Annotated in this window: 18 protein-coding genes; 9 read left to right on the top strand and 9 right to left on the bottom strand. The window is 47.4% G+C overall.

Annotated features, from left to right (window positions below):
- Positions 1-149: 149 nt before the first annotated feature.
- Positions 150-2171, top strand: coding sequence for an ATP-binding protein (locus tag MYF79_RS27320; protein ID WP_247811049.1), 2022 nt, complete (start codon positions 150-152; stop codon positions 2169-2171).
- Between the two features lie 7 nt (positions 2172-2178).
- Here MYF79_RS27320 and MYF79_RS27315 read toward each other — a convergent pair whose 3' ends face one another.
- Positions 2179-3057, bottom strand: a complete 879-nt coding sequence (locus tag MYF79_RS27315; protein ID WP_247811048.1) for a fructosamine kinase family protein — start codon at positions 3055-3057, stop codon at positions 2179-2181.
- Positions 3058-3074: 17 nt separating this feature from the next.
- Between MYF79_RS27315 and MYF79_RS27310 the strand changes: the two genes are divergently transcribed.
- Both MYF79_RS27310 and MYF79_RS27305 read left to right on the top strand, forming a co-directional pair.
- Positions 3075-4160, top strand: a complete 1086-nt coding sequence (locus MYF79_RS27310; protein WP_247811047.1) for a DUF3810 domain-containing protein — start codon at positions 3075-3077, stop codon at positions 4158-4160.
- Between the two features lies 1 nt (position 4161).
- Entirely contained in the window at positions 4162-6774 is a 2613-nt protein-coding gene (locus MYF79_RS27305; RefSeq protein WP_247811046.1) for an MGH1-like glycoside hydrolase domain-containing protein, read from the top strand.
- Between the two features lie 167 nt (positions 6775-6941).
- Here the strand turns inward: MYF79_RS27305 and MYF79_RS27300 are convergent, their stop codons facing one another.
- Positions 6942-7889: an arginase gene (locus tag MYF79_RS27300; RefSeq protein ID WP_199652587.1), complete on the bottom strand. Its 948-nt coding sequence runs from the start codon at positions 7887-7889 to the stop codon at positions 6942-6944.
- Positions 7890-8141: 252 nt separating this feature from the next.
- Here MYF79_RS27300 and MYF79_RS27295 point away from each other — a divergent pair, with 252 nt between their 5' ends.
- Entirely contained in the window at positions 8142-9281 is a 1140-nt protein-coding gene (locus tag MYF79_RS27295; protein WP_247811045.1) for an acyl-CoA dehydrogenase, read from the top strand.
- A 264-nt stretch (positions 9282-9545) separates the two neighbouring features.
- Complete coding sequence (locus MYF79_RS27290; RefSeq protein ID WP_247811044.1) at positions 9546-10223, top strand: YggS family pyridoxal phosphate-dependent enzyme; 678 nt, start codon at positions 9546-9548, stop codon at positions 10221-10223.
- 53 nt (positions 10224-10276) lie between these two features.
- On the opposite strand, the gene MYF79_RS27285 is transcribed toward MYF79_RS27290, so the two are convergent.
- The 3 genes from MYF79_RS27285 to MYF79_RS27275 form a co-directional block, all read right to left on the bottom strand.
- Positions 10277-11122 (bottom strand): sigma-70 family RNA polymerase sigma factor, encoded by an 846-nt coding sequence (locus tag MYF79_RS27285; protein ID WP_247811043.1) that lies wholly within the window; start codon positions 11120-11122, stop codon positions 10277-10279.
- A 38-nt stretch (positions 11123-11160) separates the two neighbouring features.
- The gene (locus MYF79_RS27280) at positions 11161-11622 is read right to left on the bottom strand and encodes a carboxymuconolactone decarboxylase family protein (protein ID WP_247811042.1); all 462 of its coding nucleotides are present in this window, start codon (positions 11620-11622) and stop codon (positions 11161-11163) included.
- Positions 11623-11705: 83 nt separating this feature from the next.
- Positions 11706-12551, bottom strand: coding sequence for an alpha/beta fold hydrolase (locus tag MYF79_RS27275; RefSeq protein WP_247811041.1), 846 nt, complete (start codon positions 12549-12551; stop codon positions 11706-11708).
- A gap of 139 nt (positions 12552-12690) precedes the next feature.
- Here MYF79_RS27275 and MYF79_RS27270 point away from each other — a divergent pair, with 139 nt between their 5' ends.
- Together MYF79_RS27270 and MYF79_RS27265 are read left to right on the top strand one after the other, a co-directional pair.
- On the top strand, positions 12691-13050 hold the full coding sequence (locus tag MYF79_RS27270) for a VOC family protein (protein WP_247811040.1): 360 nt from the start codon (positions 12691-12693) through the stop codon (positions 13048-13050).
- 90 nt (positions 13051-13140) lie between these two features.
- Positions 13141-14379, top strand: a complete 1239-nt coding sequence (locus MYF79_RS27265; RefSeq protein ID WP_247811039.1) for a peroxiredoxin family protein — start codon at positions 13141-13143, stop codon at positions 14377-14379.
- A gap of 92 nt (positions 14380-14471) precedes the next feature.
- On the opposite strand, the gene MYF79_RS27260 is transcribed toward MYF79_RS27265, so the two are convergent.
- From MYF79_RS27260 to MYF79_RS27250, 3 genes are all read right to left on the bottom strand, one after another.
- Positions 14472-14771, bottom strand: a complete 300-nt coding sequence (locus tag MYF79_RS27260; protein ID WP_247811038.1) for a YtxH domain-containing protein — start codon at positions 14769-14771, stop codon at positions 14472-14474.
- A gap of 61 nt (positions 14772-14832) precedes the next feature.
- A complete protein-coding gene (locus tag MYF79_RS27255) occupies positions 14833-15555 on the bottom strand; it encodes an SRPBCC family protein (RefSeq protein ID WP_247811037.1) in 723 nt (240 codons plus the stop codon).
- Positions 15556-15801: 246 nt separating this feature from the next.
- Entirely contained in the window at positions 15802-16443 is a 642-nt protein-coding gene (locus MYF79_RS27250) for a hypothetical protein (RefSeq protein ID WP_247811036.1), read from the bottom strand.
- A gap of 159 nt (positions 16444-16602) precedes the next feature.
- On the opposite strand from MYF79_RS27250, the gene MYF79_RS27245 reads away from it, so the two are divergent.
- Positions 16603-17439 (top strand): DUF1080 domain-containing protein, encoded by an 837-nt coding sequence (locus MYF79_RS27245; RefSeq protein ID WP_247811035.1) that lies wholly within the window; start codon positions 16603-16605, stop codon positions 17437-17439.
- A 436-nt stretch (positions 17440-17875) separates the two neighbouring features.
- Positions 17876-19030, top strand: a complete 1155-nt coding sequence (locus MYF79_RS27240; protein ID WP_247811034.1) for an acyltransferase family protein — start codon at positions 17876-17878, stop codon at positions 19028-19030.
- Between the two features lie 59 nt (positions 19031-19089).
- On the opposite strand, the gene MYF79_RS27235 is transcribed toward MYF79_RS27240, so the two are convergent.
- Positions 19090-20466, bottom strand: a complete 1377-nt coding sequence (locus tag MYF79_RS27235) for a glucoamylase family protein (protein WP_247811033.1) — start codon at positions 20464-20466, stop codon at positions 19090-19092.
- Between the last annotated feature and the right edge of the window lie 16 nt (positions 20467-20482).

Here is a 20482-nt window from a genome sequence, read left to right as displayed (position 1 = left end):
CCTCACTTTTAGAGGGATGCAAAGGTAACCAAATATTTCCAATTGCAAAAATTTCCTAATTTTGTTGATTCCCAACATAATATTTATATATTGTATTACTGTATAAATTTATGTATAGGAGCGCCAACTCCCAACCAGGACTAAACAGAATGGCAAAAACCCGGATCAAAGGTACGAGAAAACATCCCACAGGCCGTAGTATATCTGCGGACAACCTCGCTATTTTTTCACTTCCCATCAGCGTATTCCTCCAAAATAGTAACGCCGGTGTGCTGGTTACCAATGCACTGCACCGCGTGATCTGGATCAACCGGGTCTTCGAAGAAAATGCCGGGGCCGATGCCTCGCATATTACGGACATGTCCTTTTCTGCTGTTATTAAATACTTTAGCCGGCTTGTACAGCGTGCCGATGCCTTCGAGGCCAAAATGAAGGAACTCCGCCAGAAAAAGAAACCTTATTTCGGCTGGGAACTGATTTTGAAAGACGGACGTATATATGAAGTAAGCTATAATCCCCTGATAGAGAAACGCCGTTTTATAGGCAGTATCTGGCAGATAGTGGATGTATCCAGGCATAAAATGCCCCGCTCCGAAATGGACCTGGCCCGCCGCCAGGCTGAAGAGGCCCGGGGCGCCCAGAAAGAGTTCCTGGCCAGCATGAGCCACGAGATCCGGACACCCCTGAACGTTATCGTCGGTATGACCCATCTCCTGGAAGAAACCAACCTCGATGCCAAACAGCGCGATTATATCAATATTCTGAAACACTCATCAGGTATCCTGATGGGACTTATTTCCGACATCCTCGACCTCTCAAAAATAGAAGCCGGGGAACTGCAGGTCAACCAGCGTGAATTTAACCTCACAGAACTGGTGCAATCCCTGCGGCACACTTTTGAACTGAAAATGGGCCAGCGGCCGGTCAGGATCTCAGCCAATATAGATCCTCAGCTGCAGAACAGGCTGGTAGGCGATGATATGCTGCTGAACCAAATACTTATGAACTTGTTAGGTAATGCAGAGAAATTCACCCGGGAAGGTGAAATCGCCATTAACGTAAAGCTCGAATCCTGGCAGGAAGATAAACGCTGGGTGCGCTTCCAGGTTTGCGATACCGGTATCGGTATCCAGAAAGATAAACTGGAGCTCATTTTCCAGAACTATAAACAGGCGGAACAGGAGATCAGGGATATATATGGAGGCACAGGGTTAGGATTAGCCATATCCAAACAGTTAGTGGAACTGCAGGGCGGAAGCATCTTCGTGGAGGAATCTCACGGCTACAGCACCTGCTTTTCATTTAACCTGCCCTTTATTGATACCCGCAAACCCTCAGTAACAAACACAAGGTCTGGAAATATGAGCAGGCAACCCAATTTCTCCACAGCCAAGGTACTGGTCATTGAGGACAATCCTATGAACCTCAGGTATATCATTAGTTTGCTGGAGAAATATAATATACAGCACCAGTTGGCCACAAACGGGCCGGATGCGCTCTATTTTCTGGATTCAAGACTTTATGACCTTATTTTGCTCGATATTCGTATTCCCGGTCTGAATGGTCTGGAACTCGCCGTAAAGATCAGGCAGGATGAAACTAAACCAAATGTCGCCACACCGCTCGTGGCCACCACTGCCCTCGCCATGGAGAGCACTTTTACCCAGGCAAGACAGGCAGGTATCACTGATATTTTAACGAAACCTTATACGCCAGACCAATTATTGCAGGTGTTGAACAAATACCTGAATGATGATGAAACAGAACTAATAATGGAGGATTCTACAAACTTTTCCGGATTTGAATTCCATAACGAACTGGATGTAAAGTATCTGAATGCTTTATACGAGAACAATATCTCCTATGCCGCAGATCTCTTTGAGATCTTCCTCAAAACCATCCGGGAGGAAGTTGTAAAACTTAGAAAACTGGTGGAAAACCGCGACTGGGAACAGCTCAAATTCCAGGTACATAAGCTGAAGCCAAATTTTGCCATGGTGGGCCTTACCTGGATCACCCAGAAAATGCAACAGCTGGAAAATACGCTCAACAATAATACACATACACCTCCCGAAGAAGTGGATCAGGTTTTCGCAGGCATCTCGCGCGACCTGGATAAATTCTATCCGATCATCGAACAGGAGTATGAAAGAATGAAAGAACTGTTGTAGGCAGATATCAGAATGTATCCAGCACTTCCTTCACACTATTGTAATAGCTCCCCCCAAACAACAGCAGATGTACCATCAGCGGATATAACTGGCATACGCTGATACGTTGCTGCCACTCATGCGCCAGCGGGAACATACTCTGATAAGTATAATAAAAACGGGTGTCAAATCCACCGAAAAGTCTCGCCATGGCAAGATCCATTTCGCGGTTGCCATAATATACCGCCGGATCGTACACACGCGCCCTGCCATCCGGCCCTACCATAAAATTACCAGACCACAGGTCCCCATGCAATAATGCCGGTGGCTCTTCAGGAAATATCCGGGGCAACTGCCGCCACAGACTCTCCATCTGCGTTACCATCTGCTTGTCAATAACATGACGGTCGTACGCCTCCCTTGTCAGCGGCTGTAAACGGTTGAACGCGTAAAAAACAGACCAGCTGGTATAAGGGGTATTATATTGTTTGATCGTTCCGATATAATTGGCCTGCGGTAATCCGAAATGCGCCTGCGTATGCCGGTGCATACGGGACAGCCCCGCCGCAAAATTCTCCCAGAAATCAGGGTTCGCGCCGCCTTTCTCTATAAACTCAGTGACCAGGAATACTTTTCCGCCCGAACGGCCCGTGGCCAGCGGACGTGGAACTGACAACGTATTGGTGGCATAGATCGTTTCCAATCCCATAAACTCCCGCTCAAACATATCGGGATAACTGCGCGCATCATTCATTTTCAGGAACAGCAGACCGCTATCTGTATTCAGCTTAAAAGTTTCATTTATATCTCCACCGGGTAGTTTTTCTGCGTAATTAATATGTATTTTCATTCCCGACTGACAGGAAAGCGCAGATGTCAGTTCACCCATTAATAATTCATCGGTCATTTGTTTAGTAGGTTGATATGGATTTTAAAATAAAGATAAAGGGCATTGGGATACGTATACTGATAACCGTTTTGTGCATTTGCCTGCTGCAAATATCGTTTACATTCAGTGACAGGTTTTCTGGTTATTACTTTCATAGGTTATACAGTTGGATCAGTTTACTTCTCCGCAAGGTACTGGGGAAAGTACCCTTTAGTGTCGGCGACGTAATTTATGCCGCCTGGATTATAACTCTGATTGTTTATTTGTTAAATATATGTTATAAAATTATAAAAAGACAATGGAAACACCTGGGAGTGAAGATTTTGCAGGGTATCCAATCCTTACTGACTGTATATCTTGTCTTTATGTTGTTCTGGGGATATAATTATGACCGCAATTCCCTGGAAAAAGACCTCCGCCTGGACGTGGAAGATTATACAACTGACCAGCTATACCAGTTAACAGATACCCTCCTTCAGCAGGTAAACCAATGTAAAATCGCCCTGGGCGACAGCATCAATGCCACCCACCCGGGCCCTGACAGTGCCGCTATGTTCAGCCAGGCGGTCATGGCCTACGATCTGGCCGGCCGGCAATGGCCCAGCCTGCAGTATAAAAATACCTGTATCAAGCCCTCCCTCTACAGCCAGCTGCTGAATTACATGGGGGTCGGCGGCTACCTGAACCCCTTCACCGGCGAGGCCCAGGTCAATGTATCCACCCCCGGATTCCTGCACCCCTTCACCATCTGTCATGAGGTGGCCCATCAGTTAGGATACGCGCCTGAACAAGAAGCCAATTTTGTGGGTTATCTTGTAGCAGACCATTCCCCGGATGTCCGTTTTCGCTACGCCGCTAACTTTGAGATGTTTATGTATAGCGTTCGCCAGCTCAGACGGCAGGACACCACACTGGCAGGACAGCTATGGCGCAGGACGGTGCCGGGTATCAGGGCCGATATGAGGCAGATGAGGGACTTTTACGACCGTTACCGCAGCCCGGTAGACGACTACACCACGATGATCTATGATCAATACCTTAAGGCTAATAATCAGGAAAAAGGCATCCACAGCTATAGCGAAGTTGTCGGTTGGCTAATCGCTTACTTTAAGATCAGATAATATGAATAAGGAACAACAAAGATTACAACAGAACGGATGGAAGAAATGGGGATCTTATGTGAGTGACAGGCAATGGGGCACCGTCAGGGAAGATTATAGCCCCGATGGCAGCGCCTGGGACTATACTACCCACGATATGGCCCGCAGCAGGGCCTGGCGATGGGGGGAAGATGGTATAGCAGGTATCTCGGACGATAAACAGTTGTTGTGCTTCTCTCTCGGCCTCTGGAACGGGAAAGACCCTATCATGAAAGAACGCTTCTTCGGTCTTACCAACGCACAGGGCAATCACGGCGAAGACGTAAAGGAACTATACTACTACCTCGACGCCACGCCGACACATTCCTATATGAAAATGCTGTATAAATACCCGCAGCAGGCCTTTCCCTATCAATGGCTCATAGAAGAGAATGCCCGCAGGGGGAAGCACGAAGAGGAATTTGAAATAATAGATACCGGCCTTTTTAACGATGATAAATACTTCGACGTATTCGTTGAATATGCGAAAGCCGGTACAGATGATATCCTGGTGAAGATCACCGTCCACAACAGGGGCAATGAAGCTGCAGATCTCCACCTCGCGCCCACCGTCTGGTTCCGCAATACATGGGCATGGGGCCGTCATGACTATAAGCCGGCCCTCTGGGCAGAAGATGATCAGGCCGTTCGCCTCTGTCATGAGAAAATAGCCGTACAATATCTTTACCAGGAGGGCAATGGACAATTGCTGTTCTGTGAAAACGAAACGAATTACCGCCGTCTCTTCAATACGGATGGTAACACGCCTTATCCGAAAGATGGTATTCACGACCATATTGCCTATGGCGCCAATACCGTCAATCCGGAAAGGAAAGGCACCAAGGCTGCCGTACACTATAAATTATCCATACCCGCTAAAGGATCTGCTACTGTTCGCTTACGTTTGTCAGACAAAAAGGCCGGCAGCCCCTTCGCAGACTTCGATACCCTTTTCCAGGCGCGCCTGATGGAAGCAGACGAGTTCTATGCCGATATCCAGTCCACCATCAAAGATGAAGACGAAAAGCTGGTACAGCGCCAGGCCCTGAGTGGTATGTTATGGAATAAACAATTCTACTCCTATAAAGTACAGCAGTGGCTGGATGGAGACCCCGCAGGTCCGCCGCCACCTGCTGAAAGGCTGAACGGACGTAACAAGAACTGGAAACAGCTGAACAACGAAGACATCATTTCCGTACCCGATAAATGGGAATTCCCATGGTATGCCGCCTGGGACCTTGCTTTCCATTGCGTTACACTGGCCATGGTAGATCCCGACTTTGCCAAGCAGCAGTTACTGATGCTGACAGAAGAATGGTATATGAATCCCTCCGGTGAATTTCCGGCTTATGAATGGGCCTTCGGCGATGTCAATCCTCCTGTACATGCCGGTGCTACCTTCAGGATCTTTAAACAGGATGCGGCTATTAAGGGCCGTAAAGATTACGAGTTCCTCGAAGCCGTATTCCATAAGTTGATGATCAACTTCACCTGGTGGGTAAACCGGAAAGACAGTAATGGCAGTAACATCTTCGAAGGTGGTTTCCTGGGACTGGACAACGTGGGGGCCTTCGACCGCAGTATGCCCCTGCCCAGCGGGGTCAGGCAGGAGCAGGCAGATGCCACCAGCTGGATGGCCATCTATGCGCTGAACATGCTGCACATTGCCCTGGAGCTGGCCAGCTATAATAAAGTGTATACCGGAATGGCCACCAAGTTCTTCGAGCACTTCCTGTACATTGCCGGCGCCATGGCCAGCATGGGAGATGTTAAACATGGCCTCTGGGACGATAAGGACGAATTCTATTACGACCAGATCCGCATGCCCGACAACAGGGTGGAAAGGCTGCGCCTGCGCAGCATGGTAGGGCTGATCCCCCTCTTTGCAGTGGAAGTGATATCGACAGAAACATTGAAAAATAACCCTGCTTTCGAAAGGAGGATGTCCTGGTTCCTGCGCCACCGGCCCGATCTGGCCCAGTTGGTTTCCCGCTGGAATGAAGAAGGTCAGGGGAATAAACACCTCCTCAGCCTGTTGCGCGGCCATCGTATGAAAAAACTGCTTTCCCGGATGCTGGATGAAACAGAATTCCTCAGCCCATACGGGGTGCGTTCCCTTTCCAAAAAGTATGACGAGAACAATCCTTTCACATTTTGCCAGGACGGCGTGGAGTTGAGCGTAAAATACCTGCCGGGAGAAAGTGATAGTTATACCTATGGAGGTAACTCCAACTGGAGAGGACCTGTCTGGATGCAGATGAATTTCCTGATGATAGAAAGCCTGCGGAAATTCCATTATTTCTATTCTGATGATTTCAGGTTAGAGTACCCGAGCGGTAGCGGTAAATTCTATTCCCTGAAAGAAGTAGGCACACTGCTGGCCTGCCGCCTGCTGAAGATCTTCCTTAAAGATGAAAATGGCAGAAGGGCGGTGTTTGGCAATAACGAAAAGATGCAGACTGACCCATATTTCAAAGACAATATCCTCTTTTTTGAATATTTCCATGGAGAAACAGGGAAAGGCCTGGGCGCCTCGCACCAGACCGGGTGGACGGGCCTGGTGGCCAACCTGATCAAAATGAAGAATAATCCCTGATCAGGCGTCCTTACTCTGGGGAGGTATGGTGGAGGTTCGGTCGAGATAGCCTCATCCCCCTTAATCTTCCGTTCCGGAACGGAAGATTAAGGGGGATGAGGCTATCTCGACCGAACCTGTACGCTATATCATACGAAACCGGAACTAACATATCCGGGTTTTTGAAGCTAATTCAGCAGCAGTACATTCACACTGCGTTGCAGTATATTAAAGGCTATTTCCGCCATCAGGTTCTCTTTATCCAGTGTAGGGTTCACCTCTGTGATCTCAAAACAGCAGATCTTGCGGTGCTGCATGAATTTCGAGATCAGGTCTTCTACTTCGCGTTCCCTTAAGCCATTTGTTACCGGGGTACCGGTACCTTTGGAAATGGAAGCATCCAGGCTGTCTACGTCGAAAGAAACATAAATGTATTCACAGTCGCTCAGGTAACGGAATACGGAACGTGCTATCTGTTCCGGCCCTTTACGGCGTACCTCGTTGGTAGAGATCACCTTCATCCCATAGGTCTTGATCAGGTGTTCTTCTTCCTTTTCATAATCCCGCAGGGATATGAATACAATGTCCTCCGGCAATATCTTAGGTGCAATGCCGCCGATATTCTTCAGTGCTTCCCATGTTTTGATGGTATTGTCGTCCAGGTCATGCACCTTGCATTCCAGGTTATCTTCCGCAATAGAAATGGCCACTGGCATGCCATGCATATTACCGGAAGGGGTGGTGTAAGGCGTATGCAGATCGGCATGTGCATCGATCCAGATAGCCCCGAGTTTAGCCTTGGGATGAGCCATTTTCAGGCCCGCAATAGTAGCTCCCGCAGTACTGTGGTCGCCGGAAAGCACTACCGGGAACCAGTTTGTTTTTACCGTTTCACAGACACTTTTACTGATCCTTTCGTACAGTGTCAGTGTTCCTTTGATTCGTTTGGCATAGGGCGATTCTATGGGTTCAAAAAGCAGCTTGTTTTCTGTTTCTATAGCCTCTGTAGGGAAATGCACAAAAAAATTGCTCATGAAGTCCAGGGCAGCTATTTTAATAGCTTCCACTCCAAGGCTGGCGCCACGCGTGCCAGCTCCAATTTCCGACTTAACCTCAATGATCTTGATATTCTTCATAAAAGAAAGTTATCCTGCTACAAGCTACACGATTTTAACAGAACGGTATTCATCCCTTACTATAGAGGCGTATATTCACTTGCGGTAAACGGTAAAACAATTGCAATAAGGACGCTGTATCTTCAAATAATCTTTAATGTTTTGCTGTGAATGATGGATAACAATGAATTTTAGAGGTCGTATTTTTTTACATGGGTATTAAAAAATAGATTTGGTTACAGTTATGTACCAAAACAAGTAAAAAAAGATTCCATGGATTTTCAACTTACAGAAGAACACCTCATGATACAGAAAGCGGCACGCGATTTTGCCGTAAATGAGTTACTCCCCGGTGTAATAGAACGTGACGAAAAACAGCAATATCCTGCAGAACAGATCAAAAAACTGGGAGAATTAGGCTTCCTGGGTATGATGGTGGATCCGAAATATGGCGGCGCCGGACTGGATACCGTGTCCTATGTGCTGGCCATGGAAGAGATCTCGAAAATAGATGCTTCCACATCGGTATGTATGAGTGTGAATAACTCCCTGGTTTGCTGGGGACTGGAAACTTTCGGTACGGAAGAACAAAAACAGAAATACCTGGTGCCGCTGGCAAAGGGAGAGATCACAGGCGCATTCCTGTTAAGCGAGCCGGAAGCCGGTTCCGATGCTACCTCCCAGCGTACAAAGGCGGAAGATAAGGGCGACCATTACCTGGTGAACGGTACGAAGAACTGGATCACAAACGGCAGCAGCGCCAGTGTGTATCTGCTGATAGCCCAGACATATCCTGAAAAAGGCAGTAAAGGTATCAATGCCCTGATCGTCGAAAAAAATTCTCCCGGTATTACAGTGGGAGCCAAAGAAAATAAGATGGGCATCCGCGGAAGCGATACCCACAGCATCATGTTCCAGGATGTCAAAGTACCGAAAGAGAACAGGATAGGGGAGGATGGCTTCGGATTCAAATTCGCCATGAAAACACTGGCGGGGGGACGTATCGGTATCGCCTCTCAGGCGCTGGGCATTGCCAGTGGCGCGTATGAGCTGGCCGTTAAATACGCCAGGGAAAGAAAGGCCTTCGGAAAAGAGATCAGTCAGCACCAGGCCATCCAGTTCAAACTGGCCGATATGGCTACCCGTATAGAAGCATCCCGTTTATTATGCCTCAAAGCAGCCAGGGAAAAAGACCTGCACCAGGATTATACACTCAGCGGTTCAATGGCAAAGGTGTTTTCCTCTGAAACTGCGATGTGGGTCACCACAGAAGCTGTACAGGTACATGGTGGTTATGGATATGTGAAAGAATATCATGTAGAACGCCTGATGCGCGACGCCAAGATCACACAGATCTATGAAGGGACAAGCGAAGTGCAGCGTATTGTGATAGGACGCTCGATATTGAGTTAACAACAATCAATATCCGCCCGTAGAAAAAGCGCTGCTGCCTGAGACCAGACAATGAACAACATACCCTGAAATGTGCTGGCAGACGGCCTCGCTGGTATAACGGGTAAAGCGCTTCACCTATAACTTAAACAGAAGTACAAACGTCGAATCTTCCTGTCTGCAAGCTGCACACAGGAAGATTCGACGTTTTCATGTAATCATTGCGGAGACAGGTACGGCGGATGCAGCGTTGCGGTGGTGGGGATTAATCCCTATTTTTGCAGGATGTCAGTCAATTTAACTGCTTATCAGCAGATCAATGAACAGCTGAAACCCTTCCAGGCAAAACTGGTAGCGGTCTCAAAAATTAAACCACCGGCAGATATACAGGCTTTGTATGACGCGGGGCAACGTATTTTCGGTGAGAACTACGTACAGGAATTGCAGGAAAAACAACCTGTTCTTCCCGCGGATATACAGTGGCATTTTATCGGGCATCTCCAGTCCAATAAAGTAAAATACATCGCTCCTTTTGTCTCCATGATCCATGCCGTAGACAGCTTCAAACTGCTCGAAGAGATCAATAAACAGGCCGCTAAAAATAACCGCACTATTCATTGTCTGTTGCAGGTGCATATAGCCATAGAAGAAACTAAGTTCGGGCTCAGTGAAGAAGAACTGGTTCAACTGCTGGAAACTTATAAGCAGCAGGGATCCCGCCTTGGCAATATCCGTATTGCAGGTTTGATGGGGATGGCCAGCAACACGGAAAATATGGAACAGGTACGTAATGAGTTCCGGCAGCTGAATATGCTCCGGCAGGATCTGAAATCCCGCTTTTTCCCTGACCAGGATGCATTCACTGAACTGTCCACAGGTATGAGCGGCGACTATACCATTGCGCTCGAAGAAGGCAGCACCATGGTACGCATCGGCAGCATGTTGTTTGGCGCCAGGTATTAAATTATATCGCACATACCAGCGCTTTATAGTGAGTGCTGCCTTCACCCGCTGTCTTATCTCCCCATATTCTTCAATTTATCCGGATCAAGCACTGTAGATATACGCAGGATCTTGTTATCATCCGGAGAAATAGAGAATACCTGGCAACCATACAGCTTTTCGTTCAGGAAGAACAACAATGCAGGTTCATGATTGATCAGGGTAAACTCGAAAGTGAAGTTCTGCTGGTATTTATCAAACACATAAAGCAGCAGATCGGATACATCGTGTAAGCCGCTGCAAAACTTCTTCACCAGCTTAACTTTACCACCGCCATCTGCATAGAACACAATATCCTGCGAAAGGAGGTTCTCCAGTCTTTGTACATCGCCTTTACGGAGCGCATTCAGATATTGATCCAGTATGGCAGCAGAAACAGTTTTATTGCTGAGTGTAGATCCCTGTTTATGCTCGTCCAGTTTGCCCTTTGCACGGCTGAGCAGTTTACGGGATTGTTCAACAGTACCTGAAAGGACTTCGGCTATCTCTTCATGAGAATAACCGAAGCCTTCTTTCAGTATAAATACAGCCCTTTCCTTAGGGTTGAGTGCTTCCATCAGTAAAAGCATTGTATATGAACCAATATCCCGCAGGTGAAGCGCTTTATCTGCTTCATCTCCTGTTGCTACAGGTTCGGGTAACCAGACCTCTTCATAGTTGACCGTCTTACGCTTGTTTTTAGCATTGATCGACTGATTAATGACACTGCGCACCAGGTAGGCTTTCTCATTCTCTATCCCTTCCCTCGGGGTGGAAATGTAATTGGACAGCACATCCTGTATCGTATCCTTCGCATCTTCTACAGAACCAAGGATATTATAAGCGTATGGGAACAACGTTTGTTGATAATCTTGCAGCATATGTTTATTAAGTGATCGTGCTAAAATAAGAATAGTTTTTAAGCGAACTGGCCTACCTCATAATGACCGGGTACGGTCCTGAAGGTTTTGTTAAGCCTGTTCCATACATTGACAGTGCCTACTGCCAGAGCAAGAGTAGCTATCTGACCCGGAGTGAAATGCTCTCCGAGTGCCTCGTAAATATCATCGCTGATATCCTGTTGATTGGCATTGGTCAATGCTTCTGTGAAGGCCAGCGCAGCCCGTTCCCTTTCATCGAAATAAGGTGTTTCTCTCCAGGCAATCACACCATGCAGGCGCTGATGTGTTTCACCATGATGAATAGCTTCCTTGTAGTGCATGTCCAGGCACATGGCGCAACCATTGATCTGGGATGCACGGTAATACAGAAGGTCCAGCAGTTTCTGGTCGATGTCGCAGTTCTTCAGGTACATACCGGTTTTAAATAATCCGGACAGCAGGTCTTTAGGCAGTTCCTGGAATGAAATTCTCTGTGTCATATTCGTAGTTTTTAAGGTGATTAAATCGCTTACGGTAATATGACAGGCCAGGAAATAAAAACGTGACAGGATTTAAAAAAAAATTACGGAGTGGCCAGGAAAGCCAGTATTTTGGCCAGTACCTGCGGGTCCCTGATAATCCGGTAATGACCTTCTCCCCGGATCTTAAAAGCTTCTACCTCAGGGTGTTGTTCTAAAAAACGCTCGGAACGTTCAGGCGGGATGACCTCATCATTTTCATCATAAATAAATAACATGTGGTCCACTTTTACGGACTTGAAGTGTTTGTGCATATCCATCTCCATCAGGTCGTCTTTTAATGTATCCTGCACAATGCCCGGCACTGCTTTTCGCACCCTGTTATTAAGGCCAAGCATATTATAGGCGTCGTCAAAAATAACAGGCGCTGAAGTTGAAGGTGTCAGAATGATCAGCTTGGGGATATGCACCTGTTCTCTCGCCAGCGTGAGACTAGCTGCCAGTCCGCCAAATGAATGCCCGATAATGGCGTAGAGGTCCTTGTTATTATCCAGGAAGGCCGTAATGACATGCATCCACTGAATAAGGTTGCTGTTCCTGCCTTCTGTGAAGCCATGGGCCGGCTGGTCAAAGGAAATAACCTGGTAATGATGCTCCACAAGTGTTTTGATCAGGTGGCTGAAGTCAAGTGCGCTGCCTCCCCAGCCGTGCAACAGGAGGATCTTTTTTTCACCCGTGCCCCAGGTATAGGTTTTCACCTTTATCTGTTGCTTGCTGAAGGCATATGCCGTCAGTGGCGTATCTGTTTCTGTGGCCGCTTCCCTGAGTGTGAGGTGATGCTGCCGGAAAGATCTTTTGGGAGGTTTGCTGAAAAAATGAAGGAATGTTTTTGCCGCTATTCGTGGAGATATACTGCCAATGATCGAAAAGGCTAACTTATATTTTTTCATGACGTTGCTTTAACCGCTTGATAACTATGATGGATCATGTAGAGCGCAATACCAAAGTTAAGTGCTATATGGGGATAGTTTGTAATGCTGAAGAAGTTTTTTACTTTAGGAAATATCTAATAACCGGAAGCAAGGAAAGATGATACATTTAAACCTGGTAGTGATCAGAACAGACAAACAGGAAGAGCAGGTAAGATTTTACAGTACTTTGGGGATCACGTTCACTCACCATCGCCATGGAAATGGCCCTTACCACTATTCAGGCTCGCTGGACGGCCTGACCTTCGAAATTTATCCTTTACACAAGGACGCAACAACTGCCGATACAAGCACCCGTCTCGGTTTTACAGTTGAAAGCCTGCATGACACCCTGAAAAGCCTGGAAGAACTGGGCGTGGAAACTGTACAGGCGCCCGCCAGCACAGAGTGGGGATATGTGGCGGTTGTGAAAGATGCCGACGGCCGGAGAATTGAACTGGTGGAAAATCTGAGAAAGTGACGTAAAGTGGATTCTTTTACTATCTTTGCTTACTCTACTAATATAGTAGGATATATTGCGTAAACAGATCAGACAGACGTAAACAGTACTATGAACAAACTTTGGATTTTGCTATGCCTCCCGGCATTCATATTTGGAACACAACTGGAAAAATGGGACCTGGAACCCGGTGTATGGCAAGCCAGCCTGCACAGAAAAGACGGGGCAGACATTGTTTTTAACTTCGAAGTAAAAGACAACGGCCGCCAGAAACTGGTATACGTGTTGAATGCCAGCGACCGTATGCTGGTAGATGATGTAAAGATCCAGGGTGACTCTATTTTCATCAGGATGCCTTTCTTCGACTCTGAATTCAGGGCCGCTTTTACCAAAGAAGGCCGTATCCAGGGTAACTGGATCCGTCACCTGGCAGACAGGGATGTGAGCATTCCCTTTACAGCTGCACACAATGTAAAACAACGCTTTGTACAGCATGAGCCGGCAAAAGGTAACGTAAGCGGACGCTGGTCCACCTGGTTCACCACCCCGGGTAAAAATGACTCTTCCTATGCAGTGGGCGAGTTCAAACAGCAGGGAAATATTGTACACGGTACCTTCCTGACGCCTACGGGCGACTATCGCTTCCTGGAAGGGATTGTAGATGGTGATACACTGAAACTCTCTACTTTTGACGGATCGCATGCATATTATTTCACCGCATTGGTAAAAAATAACAGCCTGGAAAACGGGATCTTTTACGCCGGTATCGGCGATGGCAGAGAGCACTGGACGGCCGTAAAAGATGATAAGGCGGCATTGCCCGACGAAAAGGCGCTCGCTTCCGTAAAACCCGGTAACAGCCAGCTGGATTTTACATTCCCCGATATCAACGGAAAGAAAGTAAGTATTAAAGACAAACGCTTTGAGAATAAAGTAGTGGTGATCACGATCATGGGTTCCTGGTGCCCCAACTGTATGGATGAAACCGGGTTCCTGTCTGAATGGTACAAGGCGAATAAGGCGCGTGGGGTAGAAGTGATAGGCCTGGCATATGAGCGTACTGCCGACTTTGCAAAGTCGCAGAAAAGCCTGCAGGGTTTCCTGAAACGCTTTGACGTACGTTATCCCGTACTGATCACCGGCGTAACCACCAGCGATCCTGAAAGAACAGAAAAAACTTTACCACAGATAACAAAAATAAAAGGCTTCCCAACCACTATCTTTGTCGATAAAAAAGGCAATGTGCGGGAAGTACATACCGGCTTTTCCGGTCCTGGTACAGGAGAACATTATGAAGCCTTCAAAAAGGAATTCAATAGCCTGATAGATGGCCTGCTGGCCGAGAAATAGTACCTACTACTAACCCAATACTTAAAGTGGCGGTAAAGCTTTAAAGCTACCGCCACTTTCTTTTTTGCTGGTCATCCGTTATATATTTATTTTTAAACCGCTTCTTTTTTAAAATTCCGGAAGGTTTCGATGGCCTCATCTATCAGCGTGAGGATCCTTTGTTTTACATCATCTTTCATACCTGTAACCTCGTGCTCAACGATATATCTCAGCTCTGTTAATCCGTCCGCACCTTTACCTAATATCCGCTTAACACGGCCCTGCAGATGATGGGCAGATCTCCTGATCTTTCTGCGTGTTTCCTCTCCGCTATCCGGAGCGGTCAGAATACCAATGGCAAGACCCGCAGCAACACCAACCAGGGCTCCACATAAGATTTTTGCAGTGCTCATAATAAAAGATTTTTAAAGGTGTAATAAAAAGGCTGTAAAGAGTTTCCAAATATTGGGCCAGTTAAGCCGTGATCTCACCGGTTTCCACATAATGCTTGAAACGCATCACGTCTTTTTCCACCATCCTGTGGAAAGCACTGTTCAGCAACCAGGCCAGTCCTGTGCCTACATAACCTGCCGGCGGACGGTAAGCGATCACTACTGATATATCCGTACCGCCACCGGGAGCATCTTCAAACATCACCTTGCCCGCTGTGGCAATATTGGAGCCGGGAGCTGAACGCCAGCCAATAAATGCACCGGCCTCGTCTTTGATGATCTCTGCATCCCATTCCAGTGTGCCGACGCCACCGGGACCTTTCACCACCCAATGTGAATGGAAATCGTCATGTTCCGTGATAGATGCCAGATGCCGCATAAAATGAGGCAGATTTTCCAGCCTTCTCCAGAATTGGTATACCTCGTCCCGGGGCTTACTGACGTTGAATTTTGTCCTGACCTTAATGGTACGGCTGTGCTTTTCACCCATTCTTCTTCCGGCATAGGCAGTGATAGGACAGTTCCCTGATATTCCACGGTATAAAAGGTAACCACCGGCTACCAGTCTGAATAGGCTTCTGATGGGATGCTTGGTAACGTTGTTGATAGCGGAATTAGTGAGAAGAGCGCCGCCCACGATGGATGCAATACGCCCCTGCCTGCTTACATTCAGGACATTCGACTGCTCGTAGAGCATACTGGCTCGAGGCTCGCCGTGTCCATTCAAACTTTGATATGTACTCATAAACAACGGGTTTTTGTTATCAGATAAGCGAAAATCCTGCTCGAATCAAAATGCATTAATAATCAATAAATTACACTCTTGCTTCACTGTGGAATTGCGTATAAAATTGCACATTGGGGACACATTGTCAATGTGTTGCAGGAAGGCATCTCCATCAACAAAACGCACGGACGGCCTACCCGCAACAAGACATGTTTCCTGACGAACGCCCCGGAGGCATCTTACATTACATCGTCACAGCTGGGATTAATTCCGTTCTTCCAGTTCTTTTTCCAGCTCCCTGAATATCTCATTACCCCAATGAGGGTCCAGTTCATTTTTCGGCTTGAATTCAGCAAACCGCTGGCCCGCTTCTTCCACGATAGGAGCTGCCTTTTTCTTACCTCCGCCAAACAGGGCAGGCGTATGATAGATCACCAGCGCCTTCATAAGGTATGCCCTGGGATTGGCACTATCTGCCGCAATGGCTTTATCTGAATAGCTACGGCTGTCCGGCCCCAGTGATATACCCCTGGTATTATTGGCATTGATACGGGCAGACAGCCAGTATGCCATCAGCGTCAGCGTCTCTGTATTATCCGGTTGCAGCTCCAGAGCTTTCTTTACATAAGGCTCGGCTTTCTCCGTCGTTGGCTCTGCCTCTCCCTTTGGCGCCTTGAAAGAAGATTGCGTATAAGCCCAGCCGGTATAATATTGCAACAGCCATTCCTGCGGATTTGCCGCTGCCAGCTTGCCGATCTTCTCTGCTCCCTGCTGCCAGGCACTAAAGTCGGTGGTCTTATCGAGTTGTGCCAGTTCTTCCCTGAGCGATTGTTTCCAGTCTGTTTGTCCAAGTGCTACAGAGATGGTTGCCAGCAATACCAGCAGAAGTGTAATAAATGCCCTCATAATAATCTTTGGGATCAGTAGTCTAAAATATATGCCAACTTCCGGTCGTATAAGAAACAGTTAATTCGCCTGCTTTGTTGCCTTTATTGACAGCTGGTGAAAATTCTGGAAAAATAATACCGTTTACTCCCTATCTTAAAGCCATAAATCACTGAACGTATGAAAAAACTATTCACGTGTGGAATGCTGATGCTGACACTCACAGGAATGGCCCAGAAAAAAAAGGCTGACGGGTGGCTCCAGTTGTTCAACGGAAAGGACCTGAGCGGTTGGGACATTAAGATCAAAGGACATGACCTGAACGAGAACTATGGCAACACTTTCAGGGTAGAAGATGGGCTGCTGAAAGTGCGTTATGATCAGTACACCAACTTCAACGAGCAATACGGTCATATCTTTTATAACAAGAATTTCTCGGCGTATATCATCGTGGTGGAATACCGCTTTGTGGGAGAACAGGTACCTGGCGGTCCGGGATGGGCATTGCGTAACAGCGGCATAATGTTGCATGGACAATCTGCCGCCAGTATGGGCAAAGACCAGGATTTCCCCATCTCCCTGGAAGAACAGTTGTTAGGTGGCAACGGGAAAGATCCCCGCTCTACTTCCAATCTCTGTACACCGGGTACCAATGTGGTGATGAACGGAAAGCTGATCACAGACCACTGCATTTCTTCTACCTCTAAAACCTATCACGGTGAACAGTGGGTACGGGCCGGTGCACTTGTACTGCGCGATTCTGTGATCAAACATTTTGTGTTCAGCGACACTGTGATTGTATACAACAAACCACAGACAGGCGGAGGGAACGTATCGGATGCAGATAGCACCCTGATGCAGGCAGGACGTATGCTTACGGAAGGTTCTATCTCCTTGCAGAGTGAAAGTCACCCTATAGATTTCAGGAAGGTAGAATTATTCGACCTGGAGCCATATGTGAATGATCCGGTAAAGCTGGAAGCGATACTGAGAAAATTACAAAAGAGAAAAAAATAGCAACGAAGGGCCGGGAAACGAGGAATTGAATGCGAGTCCGTCTTCGATTTAATCCCTGATCCCCGGTCCTTCTCTTTTAATGCATTACCACCGTTGCTTGCTGGAAGGCGGTGTCTGGAATACTAAATTGCACGGCGCCAAGCGGCGGACGTGGGGGTTTTGGTGGCCTCGGTGGCGGAGGAGGATGATGAGGGGTTACACAACTCGCTCCGGCTAACAACAATCCAAGTACCACGATCAAAAATCTCGTCTGTCTCATGTTGTTCGTTTTGATCCACTGTTATAGAAACAAATTGCATGCCGTTACAAAATAAAGGCACTGGACACTTTCACCAGATCATCCCGCTATAAAACCGCTTATAAATGTCCACAAAAAGATATCAGGATCTCCGTAAATTCGTGGCCTGCAACACAAAATCCGCAGCCTCCCTTCTTCATGTCACAGACACCAGCACCCGGTAAGCACTTTGCCGGATTAGACCACTTGCGCGCCTTCGCCATCACATTTGTTTTCATTTACCATTATCGCATCTTCAAACATCCCGGGTGGATAGATACTATCGGCAGTTTCGGATGGACAGGCGTAGACCTGTTTTTTGTATTGAGTGGTTACCTCATTTCATCACAGCTGTTTGCACAGATCAGCAACAATGAACAGATTTCTTTCCGGGAGTTCTTCCTCAAACGTTTCTTCAGGATCATCCCCGCTTATCTTACAGTACTGGCACTGTATTTCATGGTGCCCGGCTTCCGTGAAAGGGAAGCCCTGCCGCCACTCTGGAAGTTTCTCACCTTCACGCAGAATATAGGTCTGCACCTGAAGGACAGCGGCACTTTTTCGCATGCCTGGTCATTATGTATCGAAGAACAGTTCTACTTCCTGCTGCCTGTCATCCTGATCATGCTGGTTCGCTGGAAGGCACTGAAAGCAGGTCCCTGGCTGCTGGGCATTTTATTCGCCGGCGGATTTATAGTCAGATTATTCTGCTGGTTCGCCTTGCTGAAACCTGCTATGGGAGCAGACGATTACTGGGTAACCTGGTATATGTGGATGTATTATCCTACGTTTACACGCCTTGACGGATTGCTTACCGGTGTGGCAATAGCAGCCATCTTCCGGTTCCTGCCCGCTATTAAGCAAAGGGTCATGGCATTGGGTAATAAATTACTGCTGACAGGCCTTGTGATCTTAACAGGGGCCTGGTTCCTTTGTAATGAAGACCCTTCTACTTTTTATGCCTCCATCTTTGGCTTTCCGCTGATCGCTGTTGGTTATGGCGCTATGGTAGCTGGCGCTGTCAGTGAAAAGAGTTTTCTGTACAAAAAGCAACTGCGTTTCACCGCTACACTGGCAATGTTATCATATGGTATTTATCTCTCGCACAAAGGCGTTATACACCTGACGCAGTTATGGGTAGGGAACATGGGTATAGAGCAGAACAGTACCCTGATGTTTATCATCTGTATCATCACATGTGTATCGGCTGCTTTGCTATTGAACAGGATCATTGAAAAGCCTTTCCTGAAACTACGCCAACGCGTCCTGGCGCGAAAGGCATCGCCTGTTCAGCGCCAATCTGTTCCGGTGTAAGGCCGCGGCGCGTATGCAGGTTGCCGGGGCTGTTGTTTAAGGCAACAACCCCGGTGATATTACTTATTCAGATAAGGGCTTTCAAACCCCAGTTTCTTCAATCCGGATTTTACTTCCGGGCAACTCATAAACAATTTCCATAGCAGACCGCTACGGTAGTTTTCCATCATCACTACTGCCGGTCCCTGGTCTATAGCAAGGTATCGCCGGGGATACCAGTTGTTTGTTTCGCTAAAGGCATCGTAAAACCCGTATTGACCAAAGAGCTTATCGCGCATGTCTTTATACCAGTGCACCATTGCCTGCTTCGAATATTCCGGCGTATAAGGCATGGAAGATAGTGCGGCGGTAGGAGATATGACGCCCAGGTCTGTATTGTCGCCAGGAGCATGTGCGGCATACCCGTTCACAGAATAGCTGGCTGTTAATCCCCAGCTGTCAGGGCCGTAGCCTTTATACTTTTTCGGGTTCTCCACACACCATTGGCGGTTGATCAATGTCTGGTTGGTATTATGCTCCCAATAGTCGGCATACCTGTCTTTTAAGCCATGCGGATCAAGTCCCAGGTAGGAATAGTGCGCCCAGAACAAAGGTCCTCCGTACTGTTTCGCGTAATTGTGTGACAGCGACAGCGTATAACCATAAGCTTTGATGCTGTCCCTGATAGCTCCGTTGCGGGCCCATCCTTCATGATACACTGCTGCGGGCACACCATGTGTAGGAGATGATGCTGCCAGTACATACATGATCAGGCATTCATTATAGCCGGTTACAGGAAAATTCATCTCCCACTGATAGGTAGGCGACCAATGCCAGTACAACACGTTCTTACCGTTCCTGTACCAGCTCCACTCCACATCTTCCCACAGTTTGCTGATCCTGGCAGCCAGTGATTTTTCCTGGTCATTGCCAGTGGCAAAATACTGGCGTACGCATAACAATCCCTGGATCATAAAAGACGTTTCTACAAGATCGCCACCGTTATCTTTTTGTCCGAATGGCTTTACCTTTCCATTCTCTCCATACATCCAGTGCGGCCAGGCGCCATGAAAACGATCTGCTTTCCCGAGGAAGGATACGATCTTCGTTAGTCTCTCAAGCCCCTGTTGACGGGTGATATAACCCCTTTCAATTCCTACCAGGATAGCCATTACACCAAAGCCGCTACCCCCTGAGGTAACCACATTCATATCATTTTCCGGGTAGTCGCCATCTACATGATAACGTTCTCTCGCCATACCACTGGCGGGTTCCGCACCATCCCAGAAATACCGGAACGTACGTTCTTCAACGATGTTAAATATGGAATCCGTGGATAAGGCAAAAGTATCAACAGCTGTACTGTCTTTCACCGGCTGGTGGCCGGAAGGGTTGCCACATGACATTACCGCAGGAAGCATTGCTCCAAGCAGGCAGAGGAATAGTAAGTTTCTCATAAACGTAATTTAGCTT

The sequence above is a fragment of the Chitinophaga filiformis genome (genome assembly GCF_023100805.1).
Taxonomy (GTDB): Bacteria; Bacteroidota; Bacteroidia; order Chitinophagales; family Chitinophagaceae; genus Chitinophaga; species Chitinophaga filiformis_B.
This window is presented reverse-complemented; position numbering and strand designations above follow the sequence as displayed.

Coding starts and splice junctions, on each gene's coding strand:
- MYF79_RS27320 (WP_247811049.1), top strand. CDS start 150: ATGGCAAAAACCCGGATCAAAGGTACGAGAAAACATCCCACAGGCCGT.
- MYF79_RS27255 (WP_247811037.1), bottom strand. CDS start 15,555: ATGAGTACATATCAAAGTTTGAATGGACACGGCGAGCCTCGAGCCAGT.
- MYF79_RS27295 (WP_247811045.1), top strand. CDS start 8,142: ATGGATTTTCAACTTACAGAAGAACACCTCATGATACAGAAAGCGGCA.
- MYF79_RS27260 (WP_247811038.1), bottom strand. CDS start 14,771: ATGAGCACTGCAAAAATCTTATGTGGAGCCCTGGTTGGTGTTGCTGCG.
- MYF79_RS27290 (WP_247811044.1), top strand. CDS start 9,546: ATGTCAGTCAATTTAACTGCTTATCAGCAGATCAATGAACAGCTGAAA.
- MYF79_RS27235 (WP_247811033.1), bottom strand. CDS start 20,466: ATGAGAAACTTACTATTCCTCTGCCTGCTTGGAGCAATGCTTCCTGCG.
- MYF79_RS27305 (WP_247811046.1), top strand. CDS start 4,162: ATGAATAAGGAACAACAAAGATTACAACAGAACGGATGGAAGAAATGG.
- MYF79_RS27280 (WP_247811042.1), bottom strand. CDS start 11,622: ATGACACAGAGAATTTCATTCCAGGAACTGCCTAAAGACCTGCTGTCC.
- MYF79_RS27275 (WP_247811041.1), bottom strand. CDS start 12,551: ATGAAAAAATATAAGTTAGCCTTTTCGATCATTGGCAGTATATCTCCA.
- MYF79_RS27310 (WP_247811047.1), top strand. CDS start 3,075: ATGGATTTTAAAATAAAGATAAAGGGCATTGGGATACGTATACTGATA.
- MYF79_RS27270 (WP_247811040.1), top strand. CDS start 12,691: ATGATACATTTAAACCTGGTAGTGATCAGAACAGACAAACAGGAAGAG.
- MYF79_RS27250 (WP_247811036.1), bottom strand. CDS start 16,443: ATGAGGGCATTTATTACACTTCTGCTGGTATTGCTGGCAACCATCTCT.
- MYF79_RS27300 (WP_199652587.1), bottom strand. CDS start 7,889: ATGAAGAATATCAAGATCATTGAGGTTAAGTCGGAAATTGGAGCTGGC.
- MYF79_RS27285 (WP_247811043.1), bottom strand. CDS start 11,122: ATGCTGCAAGATTATCAACAAACGTTGTTCCCATACGCTTATAATATC.
- MYF79_RS27240 (WP_247811034.1), top strand. CDS start 17,876: ATGTCACAGACACCAGCACCCGGTAAGCACTTTGCCGGATTAGACCAC.
- MYF79_RS27315 (WP_247811048.1), bottom strand. CDS start 3,057: ATGACCGATGAATTATTAATGGGTGAACTGACATCTGCGCTTTCCTGT.
- MYF79_RS27245 (WP_247811035.1), top strand. CDS start 16,603: ATGAAAAAACTATTCACGTGTGGAATGCTGATGCTGACACTCACAGGA.
- MYF79_RS27265 (WP_247811039.1), top strand. CDS start 13,141: ATGAACAAACTTTGGATTTTGCTATGCCTCCCGGCATTCATATTTGGA.